This is a genomic window from Bacillales bacterium (assembly GCA_035700025.1).
GTDB lineage: Bacteria > Bacillota > Bacilli > Bacillales > DASSOY01 > DASSOY01.
Window position 1 is genome coordinate 21823 of the sequence record DASSOY010000007.1, and the last position, 21404, is coordinate 43226.

At 53.7% G+C, this 21404-nt stretch carries 21 protein-coding genes; 20 read left to right on the top strand and 1 reads right to left on the bottom strand.

The window, feature by feature from the left end:
- Nucleotides 1–46 precede the first annotated feature (46 nt).
- The 6 genes from atpF (at nucleotide 47) to VFK44_01375 (ending at nucleotide 5424) form a co-directional block, all read left to right on the top strand.
- Entirely contained in the window at nucleotides 47–550 is a 504-nt protein-coding gene (atpF, locus tag VFK44_01350) for a F0F1 ATP synthase subunit B (protein ID HET7627008.1), read from the top strand.
- Entirely contained in the window at nucleotides 547–1080 is a 534-nt protein-coding gene (locus tag VFK44_01355; protein HET7627009.1) for a F0F1 ATP synthase subunit delta, read from the top strand. The genes atpF and VFK44_01355 overlap by 4 nt, the downstream gene beginning before the upstream one ends.
- A gap of 15 nt (nucleotides 1081–1095) precedes the next feature.
- Nucleotides 1096–2607 (top strand): F0F1 ATP synthase subunit alpha, encoded by a 1512-nt coding sequence (atpA, locus tag VFK44_01360; protein ID HET7627010.1) that lies wholly within the window; start codon nucleotides 1096–1098, stop codon nucleotides 2605–2607.
- 77 nt (nucleotides 2608–2684) lie between these two features.
- Complete coding sequence (gene atpG, locus VFK44_01365; protein HET7627011.1) at nucleotides 2685–3548, top strand: ATP synthase F1 subunit gamma; 864 nt, start codon at nucleotides 2685–2687, stop codon at nucleotides 3546–3548.
- Between the two features lie 28 nt (nucleotides 3549–3576).
- Complete coding sequence (atpD, locus tag VFK44_01370) at nucleotides 3577–5004, top strand: F0F1 ATP synthase subunit beta (GenBank protein HET7627012.1); 1428 nt, start codon at nucleotides 3577–3579, stop codon at nucleotides 5002–5004.
- Between the two features lie 18 nt (nucleotides 5005–5022).
- Nucleotides 5023–5424 (top strand): F0F1 ATP synthase subunit epsilon, encoded by a 402-nt coding sequence (locus VFK44_01375; GenBank protein HET7627013.1) that lies wholly within the window; start codon nucleotides 5023–5025, stop codon nucleotides 5422–5424.
- A gap of 33 nt (nucleotides 5425–5457) precedes the next feature.
- Here VFK44_01375 and VFK44_01380 read toward each other — a convergent pair whose 3' ends face one another.
- Entirely contained in the window at nucleotides 5458–6984 is a 1527-nt protein-coding gene (locus VFK44_01380) for a response regulator transcription factor (GenBank protein HET7627014.1), read from the bottom strand.
- 249 nt (nucleotides 6985–7233) lie between these two features.
- On the opposite strand from VFK44_01380, the gene VFK44_01385 reads away from it, so the two are divergent.
- The 14 genes from VFK44_01385 to nuoN all read left to right on the top strand — a co-directional run bounded on the left by VFK44_01385 (nucleotide 7234) and on the right by nuoN (nucleotide 21181).
- Complete coding sequence (locus VFK44_01385) at nucleotides 7234–7839, top strand: DUF6230 family protein (protein HET7627015.1); 606 nt, start codon at nucleotides 7234–7236, stop codon at nucleotides 7837–7839.
- 39 nt (nucleotides 7840–7878) lie between these two features.
- Nucleotides 7879–8349, top strand: a complete 471-nt coding sequence (locus tag VFK44_01390; protein ID HET7627016.1) for a DUF6114 domain-containing protein — start codon at nucleotides 7879–7881, stop codon at nucleotides 8347–8349.
- 2 nt (nucleotides 8350–8351) lie between these two features.
- Entirely contained in the window at nucleotides 8352–9815 is a 1464-nt protein-coding gene (locus VFK44_01395; protein ID HET7627017.1) for a hypothetical protein, read from the top strand.
- Between the two features lie 966 nt (nucleotides 9816–10781).
- Complete coding sequence (locus VFK44_01400) at nucleotides 10782–11147, top strand: NADH-quinone oxidoreductase subunit A (GenBank protein ID HET7627018.1); 366 nt, start codon at nucleotides 10782–10784, stop codon at nucleotides 11145–11147.
- Nucleotides 11138–11665, top strand: coding sequence for an NADH-quinone oxidoreductase subunit B family protein (locus VFK44_01405; GenBank protein ID HET7627019.1), 528 nt, complete (start codon nucleotides 11138–11140; stop codon nucleotides 11663–11665). Before VFK44_01400 ends, VFK44_01405 begins: the two co-directional genes overlap by 10 nt.
- Nucleotides 11652–12932, top strand: a complete 1281-nt coding sequence (locus VFK44_01410; protein HET7627020.1) for an NADH-quinone oxidoreductase subunit C — start codon at nucleotides 11652–11654, stop codon at nucleotides 12930–12932. The genes VFK44_01405 and VFK44_01410 overlap by 14 nt, the downstream gene beginning before the upstream one ends.
- A gap of 3 nt (nucleotides 12933–12935) precedes the next feature.
- Nucleotides 12936–14030 carry an NADH-quinone oxidoreductase subunit D gene (locus VFK44_01415; protein ID HET7627021.1) on the top strand — a complete coding sequence of 365 codons (1095 nt, stop codon included), beginning with the start codon at nucleotides 12936–12938 and terminating at the stop codon, nucleotides 14028–14030.
- The gene (gene nuoH, locus VFK44_01420; protein ID HET7627022.1) at nucleotides 14027–15025 is read left to right on the top strand and encodes an NADH-quinone oxidoreductase subunit NuoH; all 999 of its coding nucleotides are present in this window, start codon (nucleotides 14027–14029) and stop codon (nucleotides 15023–15025) included. The genes VFK44_01415 and nuoH overlap by 4 nt, the downstream gene beginning before the upstream one ends.
- A gap of 23 nt (nucleotides 15026–15048) precedes the next feature.
- Nucleotides 15049–15474 (top strand): NADH-quinone oxidoreductase subunit NuoI, encoded by a 426-nt coding sequence (nuoI, locus tag VFK44_01425; protein ID HET7627023.1) that lies wholly within the window; start codon nucleotides 15049–15051, stop codon nucleotides 15472–15474.
- Nucleotides 15471–15980, top strand: coding sequence for an NADH-quinone oxidoreductase subunit J (locus VFK44_01430; GenBank protein HET7627024.1), 510 nt, complete (start codon nucleotides 15471–15473; stop codon nucleotides 15978–15980). Before nuoI ends, VFK44_01430 begins: the two co-directional genes overlap by 4 nt.
- A complete protein-coding gene (gene nuoK, locus VFK44_01435) occupies nucleotides 15973–16287 on the top strand; it encodes an NADH-quinone oxidoreductase subunit NuoK (protein HET7627025.1) in 315 nt (104 codons plus the stop codon). The genes VFK44_01430 and nuoK overlap by 8 nt, the downstream gene beginning before the upstream one ends.
- Nucleotides 16288–16299: 12 nt before the next feature.
- Nucleotides 16300–18138: an NADH-quinone oxidoreductase subunit L gene (nuoL, locus tag VFK44_01440; protein HET7627026.1), complete on the top strand. Its 1839-nt coding sequence runs from the start codon at nucleotides 16300–16302 to the stop codon at nucleotides 18136–18138.
- Complete coding sequence (locus VFK44_01445; protein ID HET7627027.1) at nucleotides 18135–19649, top strand: NADH-quinone oxidoreductase subunit M; 1515 nt, start codon at nucleotides 18135–18137, stop codon at nucleotides 19647–19649. Before nuoL ends, VFK44_01445 begins: the two co-directional genes overlap by 4 nt.
- The gene (gene nuoN, locus VFK44_01450) at nucleotides 19649–21181 is read left to right on the top strand and encodes an NADH-quinone oxidoreductase subunit NuoN (protein ID HET7627028.1); all 1533 of its coding nucleotides are present in this window, start codon (nucleotides 19649–19651) and stop codon (nucleotides 21179–21181) included. The genes VFK44_01445 and nuoN overlap by 1 nt, the downstream gene beginning before the upstream one ends.
- Nucleotides 21182–21404: the final 223 nt, after the last annotated feature.

Here is a 21404-nt window from a genome sequence, read left to right on the forward strand (position 1 = left end):
CCTTCCTTTTCGAACACACAACCCCCTGAAGGGAGTGACCGGGAACATGATAGATTTCGGAGCGGTACGGCTCGAATTCGGAACGATGATTTTCCAGGCAGCCGTCTTTATCGTGCTTTTGCTGCTCGTCAGCAAATTCGCGATGAAACCGGTGCGCGAAATGTTCAAGCAACGCCAGGAGCATATCGAAAACGAAATCAAAGCGGCCGAGTTGGCGCGCGAACGTGCCGAAGAATCGATGGAAAAACAAAAGAAAGCACTTGAAGCCGCACGCGACGAGGCTTATCAAATCGTGGCGAACGCGAAGAAACAAGCGGAATTGCAAGGCGACAAGGTTTTGAAAAATGCCGAGGAACAAGCGAACCGTTCACTGCAGGAAGCGCGCGCGGAAATTGAGCGTGAGCGTGAGAAAGCGGTGGCCGCATTGCGGGAACAAACGGCGGAATTGTCCGTCATGCTTGCTTCCAAGATTATTGAGAAGGAACTCGACAAGAAAGAGCAGCAAGCCGAGATTGACGAGTTCTTGAAACAGGTAGGCGATCGCATATGAGCGATGCCGTGACGAAACGTTACGCACGCGCCTTGTTCGAAATTGCCGAAGAACACGGAAAAGTTAAAGCAATCGATGAAGACTTGCGGGCGGTTCTCGAAGCTTTTCAGGACAAAGACGCAGGCAAAATCTTCATGCATCCGCGGCTGGATGCCGAAGAGAAGAAAAAATTGATCGATGCATTCGCCGGCAAAGTGGAAAGCGAAGTGGCGAATTTCTTGAAAGTGCTTGTCGATGGCCACAGGGAAATGGAATTGCCCGGCATCGTCAAAGCGTTTGAAAAAATGGCGAACGAGGCGCAAGGCATCGTTGATGCTGTTGTGACGACCGCCTTGCCGTTAACGAAGAAAGAAAAAAAACAGCTGGCTGATAAGTTCGGCGCGGCGTTGAATAAAGAAATACGGATCGAAGAACGTGTTGACCGTGAAGTGATCGGCGGGATGATGGTCCGCATCGGGAACCGCGTTTACGACGGAACGGTCGCAGGCAAATTGGCACGGTTCAAACAAAGTCTGACCCAAGTACGGTAGACAGGGGTGAAAATGATGAGCATCAAAGCTGAAGAGATCAGTTCGCTGATCAAAGATCAAATTAAAGATTACGAATCGAAGATCGAAGTAAGCGACGTCGGCACCGTTGTAGAAGTCGGTGACGGAATTGCTCGCGCTCACGGTCTCGACAACGCAATGGCCGGTGAACTCGTCGAATTCTCCAACGGCGTGATGGGGATGGCGCAAAACCTCGAGGAAAACAACGTCGGGATTATCATCATGGGACCTTACGAGGATATCCATGAAGGCGACGAAGTGAAGCGCACGGGCCGCATCATGGAAGTTCCCGTTGGGGAACAAATGCTCGGCCGCGTCGTGAACCCGCTCGGCCAACCGATTGACGGCAAAGGGCCGATCGAAACGACGAAAACGCGTCCAATCGAAAGCCCGGCACCAGGCGTCATGGCTCGGAAATCGGTTCATGAGCCGATGCAAACCGGTTTGAAAGTCATCGATTCAATGATTCCGATTGGCCGCGGCCAACGTGAATTGATTATCGGCGACCGGAAAACGGGAAAAACGTCGATTGCGATCGATACGATCATTAACCAGAAAGACCAAAACATGATTTGTATTTATGTCGCCATCGGGCAAAAAGAATCAACAGTAGCGGAAGTCGTGGAAACGCTTCGCGCCAACGGTGCGCTGGATTACACGATTGTCGTTTCCGCAGGTGCGTCTGAACCTGCACCGTTGTTGTTCCTTGCCCCGTACGCAGGTTGTACGATGGGTGAAGAATTCATGTACAACGGCAAACACGTCCTCGCGATTTACGACGACTTGTCGAAGCAAGCGGCCGCTTACCGTGAGCTCTCCTTGCTGCTTCGTCGTCCGCCGGGCCGTGAAGCGTTCCCGGGTGACGTCTTCTACTTGCATTCGCGTCTTTTGGAACGTGCTGCAAAATTGAACGACGATCTCGGCGGCGGTTCGTTGACGGCGCTGCCGGTCATCGAAACGCAAGCGGGCGACATTTCCGCTTACATTCCGACGAACGTCATCTCCATTACCGACGGACAAATCTTCCTTGAATCCGATTTGTTCAACTCGGGCGTGCGTCCGGCGGTAGATGCCGGTTCTTCCGTATCCCGTGTCGGCGGTGATGCACAAATTAAAGCGATGAGTAAAGTTGCCGGTACGTTGCGGCTTGACCTTGCTTCTTACCGCGAACTTGAAGCGTTCTCGCAATTCGGGTCTGACCTCGATAAAGCGACGCAAGCGAAGCTGAACCGCGGACAACGGTCGGTGGAAGTGTTGAAACAAGGGTTGCACGAAACGCTTGACGTTGAAAAGCAAGTCGTGATCTTGTTCGCGCTTTCCCGCGGATTCCTTGACAGCATTCCGGTGGAAGACATCCGCCGTTTTGAACAAGAATTGTACGATTACATGGACCAGAAGCATGACGACTTGCTCAAGCAAATTCGAGACACGGGCAAATTGCCGGACGAAGAAGAATTCAAGAACGCCATTAAAGGCTTCAAGAAAAACTTCGTGACTTCCGGGTCCTAAGAAAGTCCGGGCCGGTTCGTTCCGTCCCGGTCTTTTCCGGCGAACGACGAGCCTGAGACAAAAGGTGGTGAAGCGAAGTGGCATCCCTGCGGGATATCAAAACAAGAATTTCATCCACGAAGAAAACGCAGCAAATCACGCGCGCGCTCGAAATGGTGTCGGCGGCGAAATTCAGCCGCGCCGAGGAAAATGCGAAGAAGTATATTCCGTATACGGAAAAGATTCGCAGCGTCGTGGCGTCGATTGCGGCGGGCAACAAAGGAGCGCTCCGGCATCCGATGCTGCAGGAGCGGGAAGTGAAGAAAACCGGCTATCTCGTCATTACGGCCGATATTGGCAAAGCGGGCGGATACAACAACAATGTGCTCCGCGAAGTGCACGAAATGATCGATCGCAACCATCGTTCGAAAGACGAATACACGGTGATCGCGATCGGGAAAATGGGCTTGAATTACTTCAAGAAACGCAACATGCCCGTCGCCTTCGAGAAAATAGGCTTGCCTGACCAACCGCTCTACGACGATATTAAGAAATTGGCGAAACAAACCGTCGATTTATTTCTCGACGAGGAAATTGACGCATTGCACATGACTTACAATCATTTTGAAAGCGCAATTTCGCAAAAAGTTTACAATAAAAAATTGCTGCCGTTGACCGATTTGGACGTCGAGCATGCCGAAACGCATTCTTACGAATACGAGCCGTCCGCCGAAGAAGTGCTCGAGGGCTTGCTCCCGCAGTATATCGAAGGCTTGATCTACGGAGCCTTGCTCGATGCGAAAGCGGCGGAACATGCGGCGCGGATGACGGCGATGCGCAATGCAACTGACAATGCGAACGACCTCATTGATGAATTGACTCTGTCCTATAACCGTGCGCGTCAAGCGGCGATTACGAAAGAAATCAGCGAAATCGTCGGCGGCGCAGCGGCACTCGAATAGAACGTGTAACGATGAAGGAGGGAACAGGATGATTAAAGGACGCGTAGAACAAGTAATGGGCCCGGTTGTCGACGTCATTTTCACAGACGGCAAGCTTCCGGATTTGAACAATGCCCTCAAGCTTGAATACAAAGCCCAGTCTTCAAGTGAAGTCGACATCGACTTGACGCTTGAAGTCGCCCGTCACATGGGGGATGACACCGTTCGCACGATCGCGATGTCATCCACGGACGGCGTGGTTCGCGGGATGGAAGTCGTCGATACCGGCGAACCGATTACGATGCCTGTCGGCGAAGTTACGTTAAGCCGGGTGTTTAACGTGCTCGGGGAACCGATCGATTTGAAGGAAGAGCTTCCGAAAGATACGAAACGGCTTCCGATTCACCGTCCGGCTCCAAACTTTGACGAGTTGACGACGTCAACGGAAATTTTGGAAACCGGTATCAAAGTCGTTGATCTGCTTGCCCCTTACGTTAAAGGCGGTAAGATCGGCCTGTTTGGCGGTGCAGGTGTAGGGAAAACGGTATTGATTCAGGAATTGATCAATAACGTCGCTCAAGAGCACGGCGGGATTTCCGTTTTTGCCGGTGTTGGTGAACGGACGCGTGAAGGAAACGACTTGTTCCATGAAATGAGCGATTCCGGCGTTATCAACAAAACGGCGATGGTCTTCGGACAAATGAACGAGCCGCCGGGAGCGCGTTTGCGCGTGGCCTTGTCTGGTTTGACAATGGCTGAATTCTTCCGTGATGAACAAGGCCAAGACGTCCTGTTGTTCATCGACAACATTTTCCGTTTCACACAAGCGGGTTCCGAAGTATCCGCTTTGCTCGGCCGTATGCCGTCTGCGGTTGGTTACCAGCCGACGCTCGCGACGGAAATGGGTCAATTGCAAGAACGGATCACTTCGACAAAGAAAGGTTCGATCACGTCGATCCAGGCTGTCTACGTGCCTGCGGATGACTATACTGACCCGGCTCCGGCGACGGTGTTTGCTCACCTTGATGCGACGACGAACTTGGAAAGAAAGCTGCAGCAACAAGGGATCTACCCTGCGGTGGATCCGCTGGCTTCGACTTCTCGCGCCCTTGCGCCGGAAGTTGTCGGCGAAGAACATTATCAAGTCGCTCGCCAAGTGCAGGAAACGCTGCAACGTTATAAAGACTTGCAAGACATTATTGCGATTCTCGGCATGGATGAATTGTCCGATGAAGATAAGCTGATCGTGTCGCGCGCGCGCCGCATTCAGTTCTTCTTGTCGCAAAACTTCCACGTTGCCGAACAGTTTACTGGACTTCCAGGTTCGTATGTGCCGGTTAAAGAAACGGTACGCGGATTTAAAGAGATCTTGGAAGGCAAATACGATGATCTTCCGGAAGATGCTTTCCGTCTTGTCGGACGCATTGAGGAAGTCGTTGAAAAAGCGAAAAAAATGCAAGCCGCGACGGAATCTTAATCCCGGGGGTGAATGCCGATGAGCACAACGCAAGTGGATATCGTCACACCGGACGGAAAGGTGTACGAAGGCGAAGTCAATATGGTAAGTGCCAGAGCGGTGAGCGGTGAGCTCGGAATTTTGCCGAGACACATGCCGCTGGTAGCCCCTTTAAAAATCGGTGTCGTTCGTTTGAAACACGAAACGAACACCGAACATGTTGCCGTCGCAGGTGGCTTTATCGAAGTAACTCCGGATCACGTAACGATATTGGCGGAAGCGGCCGAACTGAAAGAGCATATCGATCTCGATCGCGCCTTGCGCGCCAAGGAACGTGCCGAGAAACATCTGCGTGAGATGGACAAAGACCATAAACATTACGAACGCGTTCGACTCGACCTCGAACGCGCCGTCAACCGCATCGACATCGCGGAAGATTGAGGAAACAGCCCTTTGCGGGGCTGTTTTTTGTTTTTAAATAAGGCCGTTTCTCACTGCCCGAACCGCTGCTTCCGTGCGGTTGCGGGCGTTCATTTTTTGCATGATTGTCGAAACGTAATCTCTCACCGTATATTCGCTTAAATGCAGGTGTTCCGCCGCCTCGGTCGTCGTGGCGCCGTCGGCCATCAGTTTTAAGACGTCGAGCTCTCGCTGTGAGAGCTGATAAGAGAAACTGGTCCGGGTTCGCTCCGGTTCGTCTCCTCCGTATTTTGTCAGCAATTCGCCGGCGCTTTGACCGAAGTGCATGAGCGCCATGAATGTTTCGCGCGGCATTTTGAACGACTTTTCCGGTCCTTGGTCCAAGACGACGGCCCCAATCAGCTTGTTTTCGGACGGTACGTACACGGGAGCGACCACGACCGTTTTCAGCTGAAACTTGCGAACGTATTGCAATGGAAACGCTTCTTCCGCTGAAGGAATGTAGATCGGCTGCCAAAGTCTCATGTGATGGTCGTGCGGCAGGAGGTTTTTCAAGTTCTTTTCCAGCAACGGTACGTGTTCGATGGGGAGCTTGATGCGGCGAATTTCATCGGCATTGAGCTCGCAGCCGAACAAGCCGGATCCGGTACGGTCGTCGTCGGAATAGGCAAACAGCGCACACCTTTCAAACGGCAAGTAGTTGACAAACCCTTGCGTCACTTTTTCCAACGCTTCTCTCAGCGTTCCCGCCGGCATGATCCAATTGTTGAACAAGCGCACGGCGTCTTTCCATTGTTGCTTTTGCTGTGTAAACTGCCGCATCGACTCGCCGGCAGCGTGAATTTGCAACACGAACGTCAGAAAAGGAAGGAGAGATGCTGCATCTTGACCGGATGTGCCGATCAACAACGTTTCCTCTCTCCAGGGGACCGGCAAGACGTGTCTTTCTTTAGTTGACGAAGACGGGAACGCCGCTAAGAGCTTCTCGGACAACAAGAAAACCGACTCGGCTGCCAATGGGGTTTCCCGTCGGCACAACCCGTCCGGTCCGATGATCGCCGTCACTTCATAGCGGGAATGGCGTTGCTTTGCACGGGCCACCCAGTCGACGGGCAATTGCCGGGAGGAAACGAGCTGTTCCACTAGTCGGGTGATGTTCACTTGTTCGTGAAACGGGGTCGACAGAAGGAGTTCGCCGATTTGCCCAAATAAAAATTGCACTGCTTGGTGATTGCGGCGGGAGTCGGCGCCGGTATCGCCGGAAACCGCGCGGTGAACAGCATTTTCTAACATCGTGACGACAAAGATGACGTGATTCGGATGGAACCGGGCGTCAACGGTGCAGGCGCTTTCTTCCAATTTTATAAAAAAAACGTTTGCGTCTTCCGCAGGCTCGCTGAAAAAATGGTTCGCAAAAAAATCGATGCCCGTTTCCATCGCCGCCGCTGTTTTTCCTCCATGTTCCCGGACTTGCGCACGCATGGCTGCCCATTCATCCTCGATGAAATTTCGGTGGCTTCTGACCAAATCCAATCCGGTTTGCAAAACCGCTTTCAGCTGCCGATCCAAGGAAAGCGCCATGATCGAGCCGACTCCTTTCGTTTTTCCGATTTCTTCCTATTCAACAAATTTCGGACACAATGGTTCCTTTTACAGGGGTACGCCGCGAATTGCGGAAGCTCTTTTTCATCCGAACCAACCCTTCATTCGTCGGGAGGCGTCTGGCAAATCCCCACACGTCTCGGAATTGTCGGAGGGCAAGACTGTGCATACAATTAAAATTGTAAGCGTTTTCCTATTCAAATTCGAACAATGCGGAGGGAGAAGAACATGAATGCAGTGCTCCGTCATGAACCTACGGAAGAAGCGTCTTGCATCGTTGCGGGACGTATCGTGAAAAAGAAGTTTTTCGCGGCGCTCCTTGCGGGATTTCTCATGCTCGGCGGCTTGGCGGCGGCTTTTGGTATTTCCGGAGTCGCTTTTGCGATGCCGATCGGTGGAATCGGCAACTTTCACGTCGAATTCGATAAGCTTGTCGGCACGAATTTTAAATTTTTTCCGAAACTCGGCGAAACCGGCAACAAAGACAAAGCGCCGATGGTCCGCAACAAAATCGACGAAGCGACCGTTTACGGCTTGCACATTTACAAAAACATCACGTTGCCGGGCGGGAACGATATCCGCCTGAACATCACCGCCGACAAACCGGTGAAAATCAAAGGCCTCATTCAGGACGCCAGATTCATCGAAGGGAATTTCCAGTTCAACGATTTGGCGATCGCCGAGCATAACACAGACGATTTCACGAAAGAGTTTACCCAGGAAGCGAGTCATCTCGTGATCAAAAACGCGAGCATCGTGACCGACTATTTGTTTCAAAGCATGGTTACGTTGAATGGAACGAAAATATACGTCGAAGACATTCCCGACAAGTAAACGCGAACGGTTCGGCAACCGGAACAAAGAGGTGAGAAGATGGCGAAAATCGAGCAAAATGCCGCCAAAAAGACGGAAAAACAGCGAAAGCGGCGGGAGGATGTAATCCAGGCGGGTCCGTTCAAACGGTGGCGAAGCGAGCGGCCGTTTTGGGGAGCGACGTTAACGCTGCTTTCCGGGATCATGATTTTATACATTCCCGTACAATTGTACGCGATCGCTTTTGCTCCCGGGAGTTTTGCCTTTGTCGGATTGTTGTTCGGGGGATTGATCGTGATCATCGGCAGCATGGCTTATAGGTACCCGCCGTTTTCGACGGTGTTCGGCGTAGTGACGATTTTTCTTTCCGTGTTGTCGATCATGGGTGCGCTCGGCGGATTCGTCATTGGCACCATCATTGGCATCATCGGCGGCGCGTTGTGCATTGCTTGGCAGCCGGAAATGGTTTCGAGCGAAACAGAAATCAGCGCCGTACAAGAACAGCTTGAGGAACCCGGATTAGGAGAATAAAAATGAAGCCGTTCACACGGACGATCAGACAACCGCATATGTGGCTGGCCGTTGTCGTCATGGCGTTTCTCGCCGTACCGATAGGCGGGCAAGATGCGGCAGCCGCGGGCGAATCGCCGCATGGATTCGTCATCCATGCCAACCGGATTTCCGGCGACATGCTGCCCCCGACGATCGTCGTCAAAAACGGACGACCGTTGCTGCGGTTCCGTTATCGGTCGGCGGTCATCAGAGGGTTGTCGATGACGAAGCAATTGGCGACGCCGGAAGGGCCGATGACGGTAAAAGTGCACGCCGCTTCGGCAGAAGCGAAAAACATGAAGGTCGATGCTTCGGCGTTCACGTTCGGCGGGGCTTGCTTAACACTCGGCGAAGCGCGGCCGCAACTCGTGCTAAAGAACGTGACGATGGTTGCCCATTATCAATCGGCGAGCCGCCTCCGGCTCGAGCAAGCAAAGATTGGCGCGGTTCCGGGAAGGCACGGGCTCGACCGGCCGTCCGCGCCTGACTGGTTGCAACAGTTGCAACAAACCAGTGCCGCTTCGTTGCGAGAGGCGATTGAAAAGCTGATGAACGGAAACGTGCCTTTGTTGCCGTGCAGCAGCGGGAAAGATGACGGGCAGAACAAGCAGACGTCGGTTGTTGGTAAGGGGATGCACGGCGATGAGGTCGATAAAGTCGAACAAACCGCGAAAACGATCGAACAAGCGGCTGCCGGAACTGTCAATGGCGCGGTCGATGGTATCGTTGGCGGACAAACCGGAAAAGCTGTTGGCGGTTTGCTCGATGAGGCGGAAGCAGGGGAGTTGCCATCCTTGCCGGAAGACCTCGAGCAAACCGTATGCGACGGTGTCGAAGCGCTGAAGAAACGTTTGGGCGAACTCGAGAGTGCAATCGATGAGCTCGAAAAAACCGTCACCGCCGCGACGGCGAAAACGAATGACGAATTAACAGCGGTTGATCAATTAAAGAAGCGGTTGCAAGAAATTCATGGTGAAATCGAACCGCTTGTCGCCGCCGAGCCGGACCGGGAAAATTTTACACGGTTAAAGGAACAAGCGGAGGACTTGAAACGGCAAGAAGAAGAGCTGCGTCAGTTAAAGGGAGCGGCCAACGACCGACGGCTGAAGCTGGAACAGCTTCAGGCGCGATTGAACAGCTTGCAACAGCAAGCCGCCGGCATCGACGTGCCGCCGGGCTGCTCGTCAGTTTCTGCGGACGAGGCAACGGATGCGCTCCGCCGTCTTCGCCAACAAACTGAAACGGGACGTGAGCTGCTCGATCGCCTTGGCCATCAAATCGAAACGAGCGAAGCGATCGTCAAGACGATCGTCCGTGAAGCAGAAACGTACCTGAAAGAAGCGCAGCAAGCATGGGAAAGCCGATTGCTCAGCGGAATAACGGACGCGCTTAGGAACTTGGCGAACGAAGTGGAAGATGTACTGACCGACATAAAGAAAGAATGAAACGCCTAGAACTAGAAGGCGTCTCAAAAGCGAATCTTTCTGATGCTCGGAAAGCGATGCCGCTCGTTAGCGGCATATCTACGCTTCTCATGTACGATTCACCCATTTGTCGGTGGCACCGACAATTTCCGATTGGTCGAACTGCTGGAATCGCTCATGAGAGACGCTATTTGGATGGATATCGCGATTTTTTACCGATTATCGCTCATAGAGAACGCTATTTTTTTAGAAACCCCGGAAATCGCATTGATTTCCGGGTGGTTTTTAGAAATAGCGCTTCTCATGAGCGTTTCTATTTAAAAACCGGGCATATTAGGAAAATAGCGAATCTGATGCACGTTTTTTAATATAGCATGAGATTTTCGGTAAACCGAAAATTTCCGATTGGTAGAACTGCTGAAATCGCTCATGAGGAACGCTATTTGGATGGAAATCGCGATTTTTACCGATTATCGCTCATAGAGAACGCTATTTTTTAAGAAACCCCGGAAATCGCATCGATTTCCGTAAGGTTTTTGGAAATAGCGCTTCTCATGAGCGTTTCCATTTAAAAACCGGGCATATTAAGAAAATAGCGAATCTGATGCACGTTTTTTAATATAACATGAGATTTTCGGTCAACCGAAAATTTCCGATTGATCGAACTGCTGAAATCGCTCATGAGAGACGCTATTTGGATCGAATTCGCGATTTTTACCGATTATCGCTCATAGAGAACGCTATTTTTTAAGAAACCCCGGAAATCGCATCGATTTCCGGGTGGTTTTTGGAAATAGCGAATCTGATGCACGATTTTAACAAAGCATGAGATTTTCGGAACCGAGCCGTGTCACCGGCATCAATTTTATCTGTCGAAATCAAACGTTCCGCCACGATTTTCCTCAATAAGGGTGTCGTCGACATAAAATCTGACTTTTGCTATAATAAGAAAGATTCAACATAAAGATGAAGGCGGGAGGTATGGCGATGAATCTGTATGAAAACAGCTACTTGATGATCGCCGTATTTTTTGTTTTAGGCGTGTTGCTGCCGGTGGTTGCGCTGACGGCTGGGAAAATTTTGCGACCGAATAAACCATCAGCTGAAAAAGCGATCACTTACGAAAGCGGCATCGACCCGTTCCAGGACAGTTGGGTTCAATTCAATGTTCGCTATTACCTTTTTGCTTTGTTGTTCGTGATTTTTGACGTGGAAACCGTCTTTTTGTATCCGTGGGCCGTTGCGTACGACCAATTAGGCATCTTCGCCCTCGTCGAGATGTTTATTTTTATGGTCATGCTGTTGATCGGCCTCCTTTACGCCTGGAAAAAGAAGGTGTTGAAATGGAATTAGATTTGAGCGGTATTACGCCTCAAGAACAGGAAGAGCTGAAAAGAAACGTGTTTCTCGTCACGCTCGAGCAAATGAAAGCTTGGGCGCGAAGCAATTCGTTATGGCCGATGACATTCGGGCTCGCTTGCTGCGCGATTGAAATGATGGGCACTGGTGCATCCCACTATGATCTCGATCGGTTCGGTTCGATTTTTCGCACGTCTCCGCGGCAGTCGGACGTCATGATTGTGTCAGGAACGGTTACGAAAAAAATGGCCCCGGTCATTCGCCGGTTGTACGATCAAATGCCGGATCCGAAGTGGGTGATCGCGATGGGCTCGTGTGCAACCGCAGGCGGTCCATATGTGTATTCTTACGCGGTCGTGAAGGGCGTCGATCAAGTCGTTCCGGTTGATGTGTACATCCCGGGGTGCCCGCCGAATCCCGCGGCTCTCATTTACGGCATTCATAAATTGCAAGAAAAAATTCGCCAAGAAGCGAAAACCGGAAAGCGGGTGAAGCGCGTTGGCGAACGATGATCGTCGGGACGAAAAGAAAGCGCTTACGGAGCAAGACGAAAAGACTTCAGGAAAGAAAAGCGCGGAAGAACGTGTAAGAGAGATTAAGAGGCGGAAGGAAGAAGCGAAGCGTGCGGCTGAAGGCGATGCGGAAGTGAAAAGCGAGGCGAAGCTTTCGGCTGAAGAGCGCGTACGGGAGATTAAAAGAAAAAAAGCAGCCGCCGCTGATTCGGCGAAGGCGAACGCTGATAAGAAGTCGGCCGCGGAAGCGCGTGTGGCGGAGATTAAGCGGCGGAAGGAAGCGGCGCAGGCCGGGTCAGCGGAGGAAACGAGTTCCGCGGGCAGTGCGAAGAAAGGCGCTGAAGAGCGCGTGCGCGAAATCAAAAGGAAAAAAGAAGCGGCAGCCGGCGGTTCGCCGGAGCCGAACGCTGATAAGAAGTCGGCCGCGGAAGCGCGAGTCGCGGAGATTAAGCGGCGGAAGGCGGAAGCCGCGGCAAAGAAAGCCGGTGGCGATGAAGCTGGGAAGAAGCTTTCGGCCGAAGAGCGCGTAGCGGAGATCAAGCGAAAGAAGGAAGCGGCGAAGCGGAAAGCGGGCGAAGGCGAGCCCGCGGCGGACGCGAAGTCCGCTGCGCAGCAGCGCGTAGCGGAGATCAAGCGGAAGAAGGCGCTCGCGGCGCAGAAGAAGCAAGCGGACGGCGAAGCCGGCGACAAGAGCGATCGCGAGAAGAAGATCGCGGCGATGAAGGCGAAGGCGGCGGCGAAGAAAGCGGCAGCGAAGCGCGAAGCGCAGGCGGAGCCGGAGGCGCCGTCGGTGAATGAGCCGCTGCTGGCGAAGTACGTCGCGGTGATCAAGGAGCGGCTCGGGGACGAGGCGCTGGAGGCGGCGTACATCAACAGGCTGGCGAAGGAAGTGCCGACGTTGGTGGCGAAGCCGGAGGCGTACCGGGCGGTCGCTGAGTTGTTGAAGAGCGACGAGCGGCTGCATTTTGAGTATTTGGCGGAGATTCACGGGACGGATTTTGAGACGCACATGGAAATGTATTTGCATTTATATTCTTATAAAAATCGTCAGGCGGTGGCCCTGAAGGTGAAAGTGGACCGCGACGCGCCGGAGATTGATTCGGTGACGCCGGTCTGGAAAGGGGCGGACTGGCCGGAGCGGGAAGCGTATGATTTGCTCGGGATCCGCTTTAAAGGGCATCCGAACTTGACGCGCATCATGATGCCGGACGATTGGGTCGGGCATCCGCTCCGAAAAGATTATGAGCCGCACGACGCGGAGGTGTAGCCGTTGATTCGCACCGAGGAAATGCTTTTGAACGTAGGACCGCAGCATCCGAGCACGCACGGGGTGTTTCGGATTGTGATAAAAATTGACGGCGAGACGATCGTCGAAGCAAAGCCGGTGATTGGTTATTTGCACCGGGGCACGGAAAAGCTGGCGGAGAATCTTGAGTATACGCAAATCATTCCGTACACCGACCGCATGGATTATTTGGCGGCGATGACGAACAACTATGTCATTTGCCACGCGGTCGAGACGATGATGGGGCTGGAGCTGCCGGAGCGAGCCGAGTTTTTGCGGGTGATCGTCATGGAGCTTGGCCGCATCGCCAGTCATCTTGTTTGGTTTGGCACGTATTTGCTTGATATTGGGGCGATGAGCCCGTTTTTGTATGCGTTTCGCGAACGCGAAGTCATTATTAATCTGTTAAACGAGATTTCCGGGGCGCGCTTGACGTTCAACTACATGCGCATCGGCGGCGTCAAATGGGATGCGCCGGAAGGCTGGATCGATAAGGTAAGAGAATTTGTTCCGTATATGCGCGAGCAGTTGGCCGGCTATCACGAGCTTGTGAGCGGAAACGAAATTTTCACGACCCGTGTAAAAAATGTCGGGACGTACACGGCGGCCGATGCGCTCGAGTATTCGCTCAGCGGCGCGAACTTGCGCTGTACCGGGGTGAAGTGGGATCTGCGAAAAGACGAACCGTACTCGATTTACGACCGGTTCGACTTTGAAGTTCCGGTTCGTGAAGACGGGGATGCATGGTCGCGATACCAATGCCGGATGGCGGAAATCGAGCAATCGCTCAACATTTTAGAACAGGCGGTCGAACAAATTCCGGAAGGCAAGTTCACGAATGAACCGCGTGTCATCAAGCCGCCGAAAGGCGAGACGTACGTGCGAATCGAGTCGCCGCGCGGCGAAATCGGCTGCTACATTGCTTCCGAAGGCAAGAAAGAGCCGTACCGGCTCAAATTCCGGCGGCCGTCTTTCTACAACTTGCAAATCTTGCCGAAGCTGCTGAAAGGCGCAAACATGTCGAACCTCGTCGCGATTCTCGGCGCGATCGACATTGTACTCGGGGAGGTGGACGGCTGATGCACGAGCTTCTCACATCACCGCCGAGTTGGCTGAACGCCCTCATCTTTTTCATCGCCGGTGCTGCGCTGCTCGCCGTCGTTCTCGGCTTCGTCACATATGCGATCCTCGCGGATCGCAAGGTGATCGGCTTCATGCAGCTGCGCATCGGCCCGAACAAAGTCGGCGGCCGCTTCGGCTTGCTGCAAACCGTCGCCGACGTCGTCAAGCTGCTCATCAAGGAAGACACGATCCCGGCGAAAGCCGACCGCGCGCTCTACATTCTCGCGCCGGTCATCGCATTCGTGCCGGCCTTTGCGGTCCTGGCGGTGCTGCCTTTTTCCGCCCACCTGCAATTCGCCGATGTCGGGGTCGGCCTCCTTTATTACATGTCGGTGTCCGGCATTACGATCATCGGCGTGCTGACCGGCAGCTGGGCTTCCAATAACAAATACGCGCTCATCGGCGGCATGCGCGCCGTCGCGCAAATGATTTCTTACGAAATTCCGCTCGTGCTTTCCGTCGTCGGCGTCATTCTGCTCGCCGGCAGCTTGAACTTGGCGGACATCGTCGGTGCGCAATCGCATGTCGCTTTTATCTTCGTTCAACCGCTCGGCTTCATCATTTTCATGATTGCCGCGATCGCGGAGCTGAGCCGGACGCCGTTCGACTTGCCGGAAGCCGAATCTGAACTTGTTGCCGGCTACCATACGGAATATTCCGGGTTTCGCTGGGCGTTTTTCATGTTGAGCGAGTACGCCTACATGTTTGGCATGGCGGCGCTCACGACCGTCCTGTTCCTTGGCGGCTGGCATCCGATTCCGGGACTGGCGTTCATTCCCGGCATCCTCTGGTTTTCATTGAAATTCATGCTCGTCATCTTTTTCCTCGTCTGGCTGCGCGCGACGTTTCCGCGTCTCCGGGCCGACCAGCTGATGACGTTTGCTTGGAAAGTTTTATTGCCGGCGGCGTTGTTGAACTTGTTCGTGACCGCGCTCGTCAAGTCGTTGCTCTAAAGAAATCGAAAGGATGGGATTCGATGTTCGGAAAAGGGCTTGCCAAAGGATTGAAGTACACGCTGAAAAGCTTGAGCCAGCAAAAAGTCACCTACAATTACCCGGACGACACGCTGAAAATGCCGGACCGCTTCCGGGGGATTCAAAAATTTTATCCGGAAAAGTGCATCGTTTGCAACAAATGCGTCAATGTTTGCCCAACCGATTGCATTTCGCTCACCGGTAAACCGAATCCCGATCCAGAAAAACGCGGGAAAATCATCGAGACGTACAACATCAATTTTGAGATTTGCATTTTGTGCGATCTTTGCACGGAAGTTTGTCCGACCGAAGCGATCGTGATGACGAACAATTTCGAGCTTGCCGAGTACAGCCGCGATGAATTGTACAAAGACTTGCAATGGCTTGATGAGAACGATACGAACGTCAGGAAGGAGAACAAGACGTGAGCGGGGAACTGATTGCGTTTTTCATCTTGGCGTTAACCTCGATTGTAGGCGGCGTCCTGATGTTGAATTTAAAAAAAGTGATCCATATGGTCGTGGCGCTCGTGTTTACGTTTCTCGGACTGGCCGGCATTTACATCATGCTTTCGGCGGAGTTCGTCGCTGTCGTGCAAATATTGATTTATTCCGGGGCCGTCTCGATTATCATGCTTTTCGGAATCATGTTGACGAAGCATAACGACCGGGCCAAAGAAGTGGTCAGCAAATGGCGGCATTTCACGGTTGCCGCCGGAGTGCTCGTATTTTTCGGGATCATGTTTTACGGCATCCGCGATTTGGATTTCGGCCGCGCGGCGAAATCGCTGCAAGACGACAATACACAGCAAATCGGGATCGAATTGTACACGCACTACTTGCTTCCGTTCGAGATTGCCTCGCTGTTGCTGTTGGTGGCGCTTGTCGGGGCAGTCTTGATGGCACGCAACGAGGAGGAAAATGATCGTGAATGAGCTTCCCTTACCGAGCTATCTCATTCTTGCTTTGATCTTGTTTTGCATCGGGTTGTATGGAGCGCTTACAAAAAGAAACGCGGTGATTGTGCTCATTTGCATCGAGCTCATGCTGAACGCGGTGAACTTGAACTTCGTCGCGTTCGCGAAATACGGCATGACGCCGGGCATCGACGGCCAAGTGTTCGCGTTGTTCATCATCACCGTCGCCGCTGCCGAAGCCGCCGTCGGGCTGGCGATTCTGTTTGCGCTGTACCGCAACAAATCCACGGTTGACGTGGATGAAATGAATCGCCTGAAACGTTAAGGAGGGGTGTCCATGGTTCACTTCGCATGGATCGTTCCGCTGTTTCCGCTCGTGTCCTTCGCAGTGCTGCTGCTGTTCGGGCAACGTTGGAAAGCCGGAGCGGCTTACACAGGAATCATCTTCACTTTTTGTTCATTCGTGCTTTCGCTTCTAGTGCTTTTCGACGGAAACACGATTGCCGCCAACTTCGATTGGTTAAAAATTGGCGCCGTCACACTGACGATGGGGTATCAAGTCGAGCCGCTCAACGCGCTGATGCTTGCGCTTGTTGCGTTCGTCAGCTTTCTCGTACACGTTTACTCGAAGGGGTACATGGCGGAGGACCCGCGCATCGGCATCTTTTTCGCGTATCTTGGACTTTTCACGTTTTCGATGCTCGGGCTCGTGCTTGCGCCGAATTTGCTCGAATTTTACATCCTTTGGGAGCTCGTCGGCGTTTGCTCGTTCCTGTTGATCGGCTTTTATTTCGATCAACCTGCCGCGAAAGCGGCAGCGAAAAAGGCGTTCATCGTGACCCGGATCGGCGACGTCGCGCTGTTCATCGGCATGATCCTTTTATTCTGGCAAACCGGCAGTTTCGCTTTTGATGCGATTTTCGATGCCGTGACTGCCGGCCAAATCGCCCCGGGCATGATCACGCTCACCGCGATACTCATTTTCATCGGAGCGATGGGCAAATCCGGGCAGTTTCCGCTCCATACGTGGCTGCCTGACGCGATGGAAGGCCCGACGCCTGTTTCCGCGCTCATTCACGCGGCAACGATGGTCGCCGCCGGCGTCTACCTTGTCGCCGTCATGTATCCGCTCTTTCTCGCTTCACCGGCTGCGATGCTCGTCGTCGCGATTGTCGGCGGCTTCACCGCCATTTTCGCCGCCTCGATCGGTCTCGTGCAGCGCGACATCAAGCGCGTACTCGCCTATTCAACGGTGAGCCAGCTCGGCTACATGATGCTGGCACTCGGCGTCGGCGGCTATGTCGCCGCAATGTTTCACCTCATGACCCACGCTTTTTTCAAAGCGTTGTTGTTTTTGGCGGCCGGCAGTGTCATTCATGCCGTCCATAAGCAAGACATCGAGAAGATGGGCGGTCTGTGGAAGTCGATGCGTGTGACGGCGCCGCTGTTTCTTATCGGAGCGCTTGCGCTGTCCGGCTTTCCGCTTTTGTCCGGCTTTTTCAGCAAAGAAGAAATTTTCGCTTCGACGCTCGGGGCCGGGCGCTGGCTGTTGTTCATCGTCGCGATCGCCGCCGCCTTTTTTACCGCCTTTTACATGTTCCGTCTCTTCTTCCTCGTCTTTTTCGGGGAATCACGGGCGGCGGACGTCAAAGAATCGCCGAAATCGATGCTCGTACCGATGGCCGTACTCGGTTTTTGCGCCGTCTTTGCCGGCTACTTGAACACGCCATGGTTCGGCACGTTTCTCGGTGACTGGCTGGCGCCGAATCTCGAAACGGCGGAGTCCCCGTGGTGGGTCAGCTTGCTTGCGATCGCCGTCGCCCTGGCGGGCATGTATTTGGCTTGGCTCATGTACGGCCAGCGCAGCCTCACTCGTGATTGGCTGTCCGCCCGCGTCCCGCATCTGTACCGGCTGCTCGAACGCAAATATTACATCGATGAAGGCTACCGCCATACGATCGTGGCATTCACGTCAGGTCTCGGCGACTTTTTCGCAGTTTTGGACCGTATTATCATCGGCGGACTCGTTGAAGCTTGCGCCGCATCCGTCCGTCTGATCGGCAGCGCTGCGCGCCGGTTGCAATCCGGTCAAGTGCAGACGTACGGAACGGTCGTTTTGTTCGGCTTCGTCGTCATCATCGTCATTTTGGCCGTGTCGGGAGGGTATTTCCAATGATCGAACCTTATTTTCTCTCCATCTTGATTTTTTCGCCGCTCGTCGGCATGCTCATCGTGGCGATTACGCCGAAAACGTTGACGTCTACCGTCAAATGGGTCGGGTTTCTGGCGACGCTCCTGCCGCTCGCGCTCGCTGCCATCGCTTACGCGCGATTCGACAGGTCCGTCGACTTTCTGCAATACGTAACCTCGGTGCCGTGGATCCAAATCGCCGTCGATCCGCTCACCGGCCAGCGGCTCGAAATCGACTATGCGCTCGGCATCGACGGCCTTTCGCTGACGCTCATTTTGCTGACGACCGTCATTTCGACGCTCGCCGCCGCGGCTTCCGTGAACATCGACAAAGCTGTCAAAGGCTACTTCTTGCTGTTTTTGCTGCTGGAAGTCGGCATGCTCGGCGTTTTTTGCGCACAAAACTTGATCTTGTTTTTTGCCTTTTTCGAAATGACGCTCGTTCCGACGTATTTCCTAATTGCCAAATGGGGGCTCGCGAAACGCGAAAACGCCGCGTTCACGTTCCTCCTCTACAACGGCGCCGGCTCGGCCGTCATGCTCATCGCTTTCATCATCCTTTTCTCGACGACCGGCACGCTCAACATCGCCGAGCTCCAAGCGCTCGACCTCGCTTCGCTCGGCAGCGGCAACCCGCTCGCGCAACCAGGCTTCCGCATGGCGCTCGTCGCCGCCATAATTGCCGCTTTCGCCGTCAAGCTGCCGATCTTTCCGCTTCACAGCTGGATGCTGCGCGTCCATGCCGAAGCGCCCGTGCCGACCGTCATGATCCATTCCGGCATCCTGCTGAAGATCGGCGCCTACGGCCTTATCCGCTTCGCGCTCGGGCTCTTCCCGCATGAGTTCGCTGAACTCAGCGTCGCGCTCGCCGTCTTCGGGCTCATCAATCTGCTTTACGGCGCTCTCATCGCCTTCAAGCAGACCGATTTCCGAATGGTGCTGGCCTACTCGAGCGTTTCGCACATGGGCATCGTCCTGCTCGGCCTCGCCGCGCTCAACGCCGCCGGCGTGCAAGGCGCCGTGTTCCAAGTTATTTCCCACGGCTTAATCTCGGCCTTGCTGTTTTTCCTCGTCGGCGCGATCTACGCTCGCACCGGAACGACGGAAATCCGCTACATTTCCGGTCTTTCCAGTTCAGCGCCCCGCATCGGCGGCTTCCTGCTGGCCGGCGGGCTCGCTTCGCTCGGTTTGCCGGGGATGTCCGGATTCATCAGCGAATTCACGGCGTTTCTCGGCTTGTTCGAACAAAAGCCGCTGTTGGCGGCGATCGGCACGATCGGCATCATTCTTACTGCTGTCTATATGTTGCGGGCAGTTATGAACATGACGTTCGGCAAAGCTTCCTTTAAAAACATCGGCGATTTGCGCCCGGTCGAATGGGGGCCGTCGGTGGTCCTGCTGGCGTTTATTTTATGGATCGGGGTCAATCCGGCCGTCATCAGTGAGCCGTTGCATGCCGTGGTTGATTCTGTCCTTGTTGCATTGGGAGGGTCATGATGAACTTGCAATCGTTTCTACAAGTGCCATGGGGGATTATGGCTCCGGAAATCACGATTTTCACAACGGCGGTTTTATTACTCATCGCCGATCTCGTCATCGATAAGGCTTTGCCAAGACGCACGTTTGTCTGGCCAGCACTCGCCGGCATCGCGGTGGCGTTCGTCATTTGCCTCGCGCAAATCGGAACGCCGGTCACTTCGATATGGTTCGGCGCCTATCGTGTCGATGCGTTTGCGCTAGCCTTTAAATTGCTGCTGCTCGTCGGAACCGGATTCGTTCTGCTCTTGTCCTGCCGGGACGAACGCCCCGGCGAACTTTCCGAACGCGCGGAATTTTATTTCTTGCTGTTGTCCGCCTTAACCGGAGCGATGATGCTCACTTCGAGCGCCGATTTAATTACGTTGTTCGTCTCGCTCGAATTGTTGTCGCTTTCGTCGTACTTGTTGGCTGGGCTTCATAAAAGCGACCGCTCGTCGAACGAAGCCGCCTTTAAATATATAGTCAACGGCGGAATTGCCACCGCGGTCATTTTGTTCGGGATGAGCTACTTGTACGGTTTCTCCGGCTCGACCAATTTATACGCAATCAGTGAAGTTTTCAATGCGGACGCCCATCATCCGGTCGTTTTCGATGAACGGTTCCTGCTGGTTTTCGCCTTTATTCTCTTGTTTGCCGGTTTGTCCTTCAAGCTGGCGACCGTTCCGTTTCACATGTGGGCTCCCGACGTGTACGAAGGAGCGCCGACTTCGGTGACCGCCTTCTTAAGCGTCGTTTCCAAGACCGCCGGCTTCGCCTTGCTCTTTCGTCTGATGCTCGTCGCCTTCTTGCATGCCCCCGGCGCCGCGGTCTCGTCTTCAGCGGGTCCGGAGTCCATTTTTACAACGGTTCAACCGTATTTGGCCGTTCTTGCAGCTGCCGCGATGATTTACGGAAACACCGCCGCATTGAAACAAACGAACATTAAACGATTATTCGCGTACTCCGGCATTGCTCAGGCCGGCTACGTACTCGTTCCGTTCGTCTGTCTTACGCAACTAACCTTGACGAACGTCTGGTTTTACTTGGCCGCCTACTTATTCACGAACCTTGGGGCTTTCGCCGTCATCCAGGCCGTCTCAAGCCGCGAAAACAGCAGCCAACTCAAGACGTACGACGGGCTTTACAGCCGCTCCCCTTTCGCTGCGGTCGCTCTCGCCGTTTTTCTCGTATCGCTGGCCGGCATTCCGTTCACCTCCGGTTTTGTCGCCAAATTCGACGTGTTCGTCGAAGCGCTGTTTTCCGACCATTACGCTCTCGCGTCAATCATGATCGCCACGACCGTCATCGCCTATTTTTACTATTTCGTCGTCATGGCGAAAATGTTCCTGCGCCCATCCGCTTCCTCCGGCAGATGGATGCTGCCTCCTGCGGCCGGTATCGTCGCTGTCATCTGCCTCATCGCGACGATCGGCATCGGGATTTTTCCGAGCACCGTCCTCGGCTTCCTGCACGACCATTTCCCGCTCGCCGAGCTTTTCAAAAAGGGCTGACCGGTGCGCTGGCATGTCAGCGGACACACAGCAACGCTTATTAGCGGCGGAAATCGCAATGATTTCCGCCTCCATTTTTTTGCGATACGCACCGCCGCCCGCCGACCCGGTCAGATTTTCCATTTCACCCCCCGTTAACGCGAGCGGTTGCCGAAAGGTTTGATTGTGTGTTTTTTGGCCTCCAATTCCATCCGTCATTCTCGCGGATTTATCCCAATCCAAC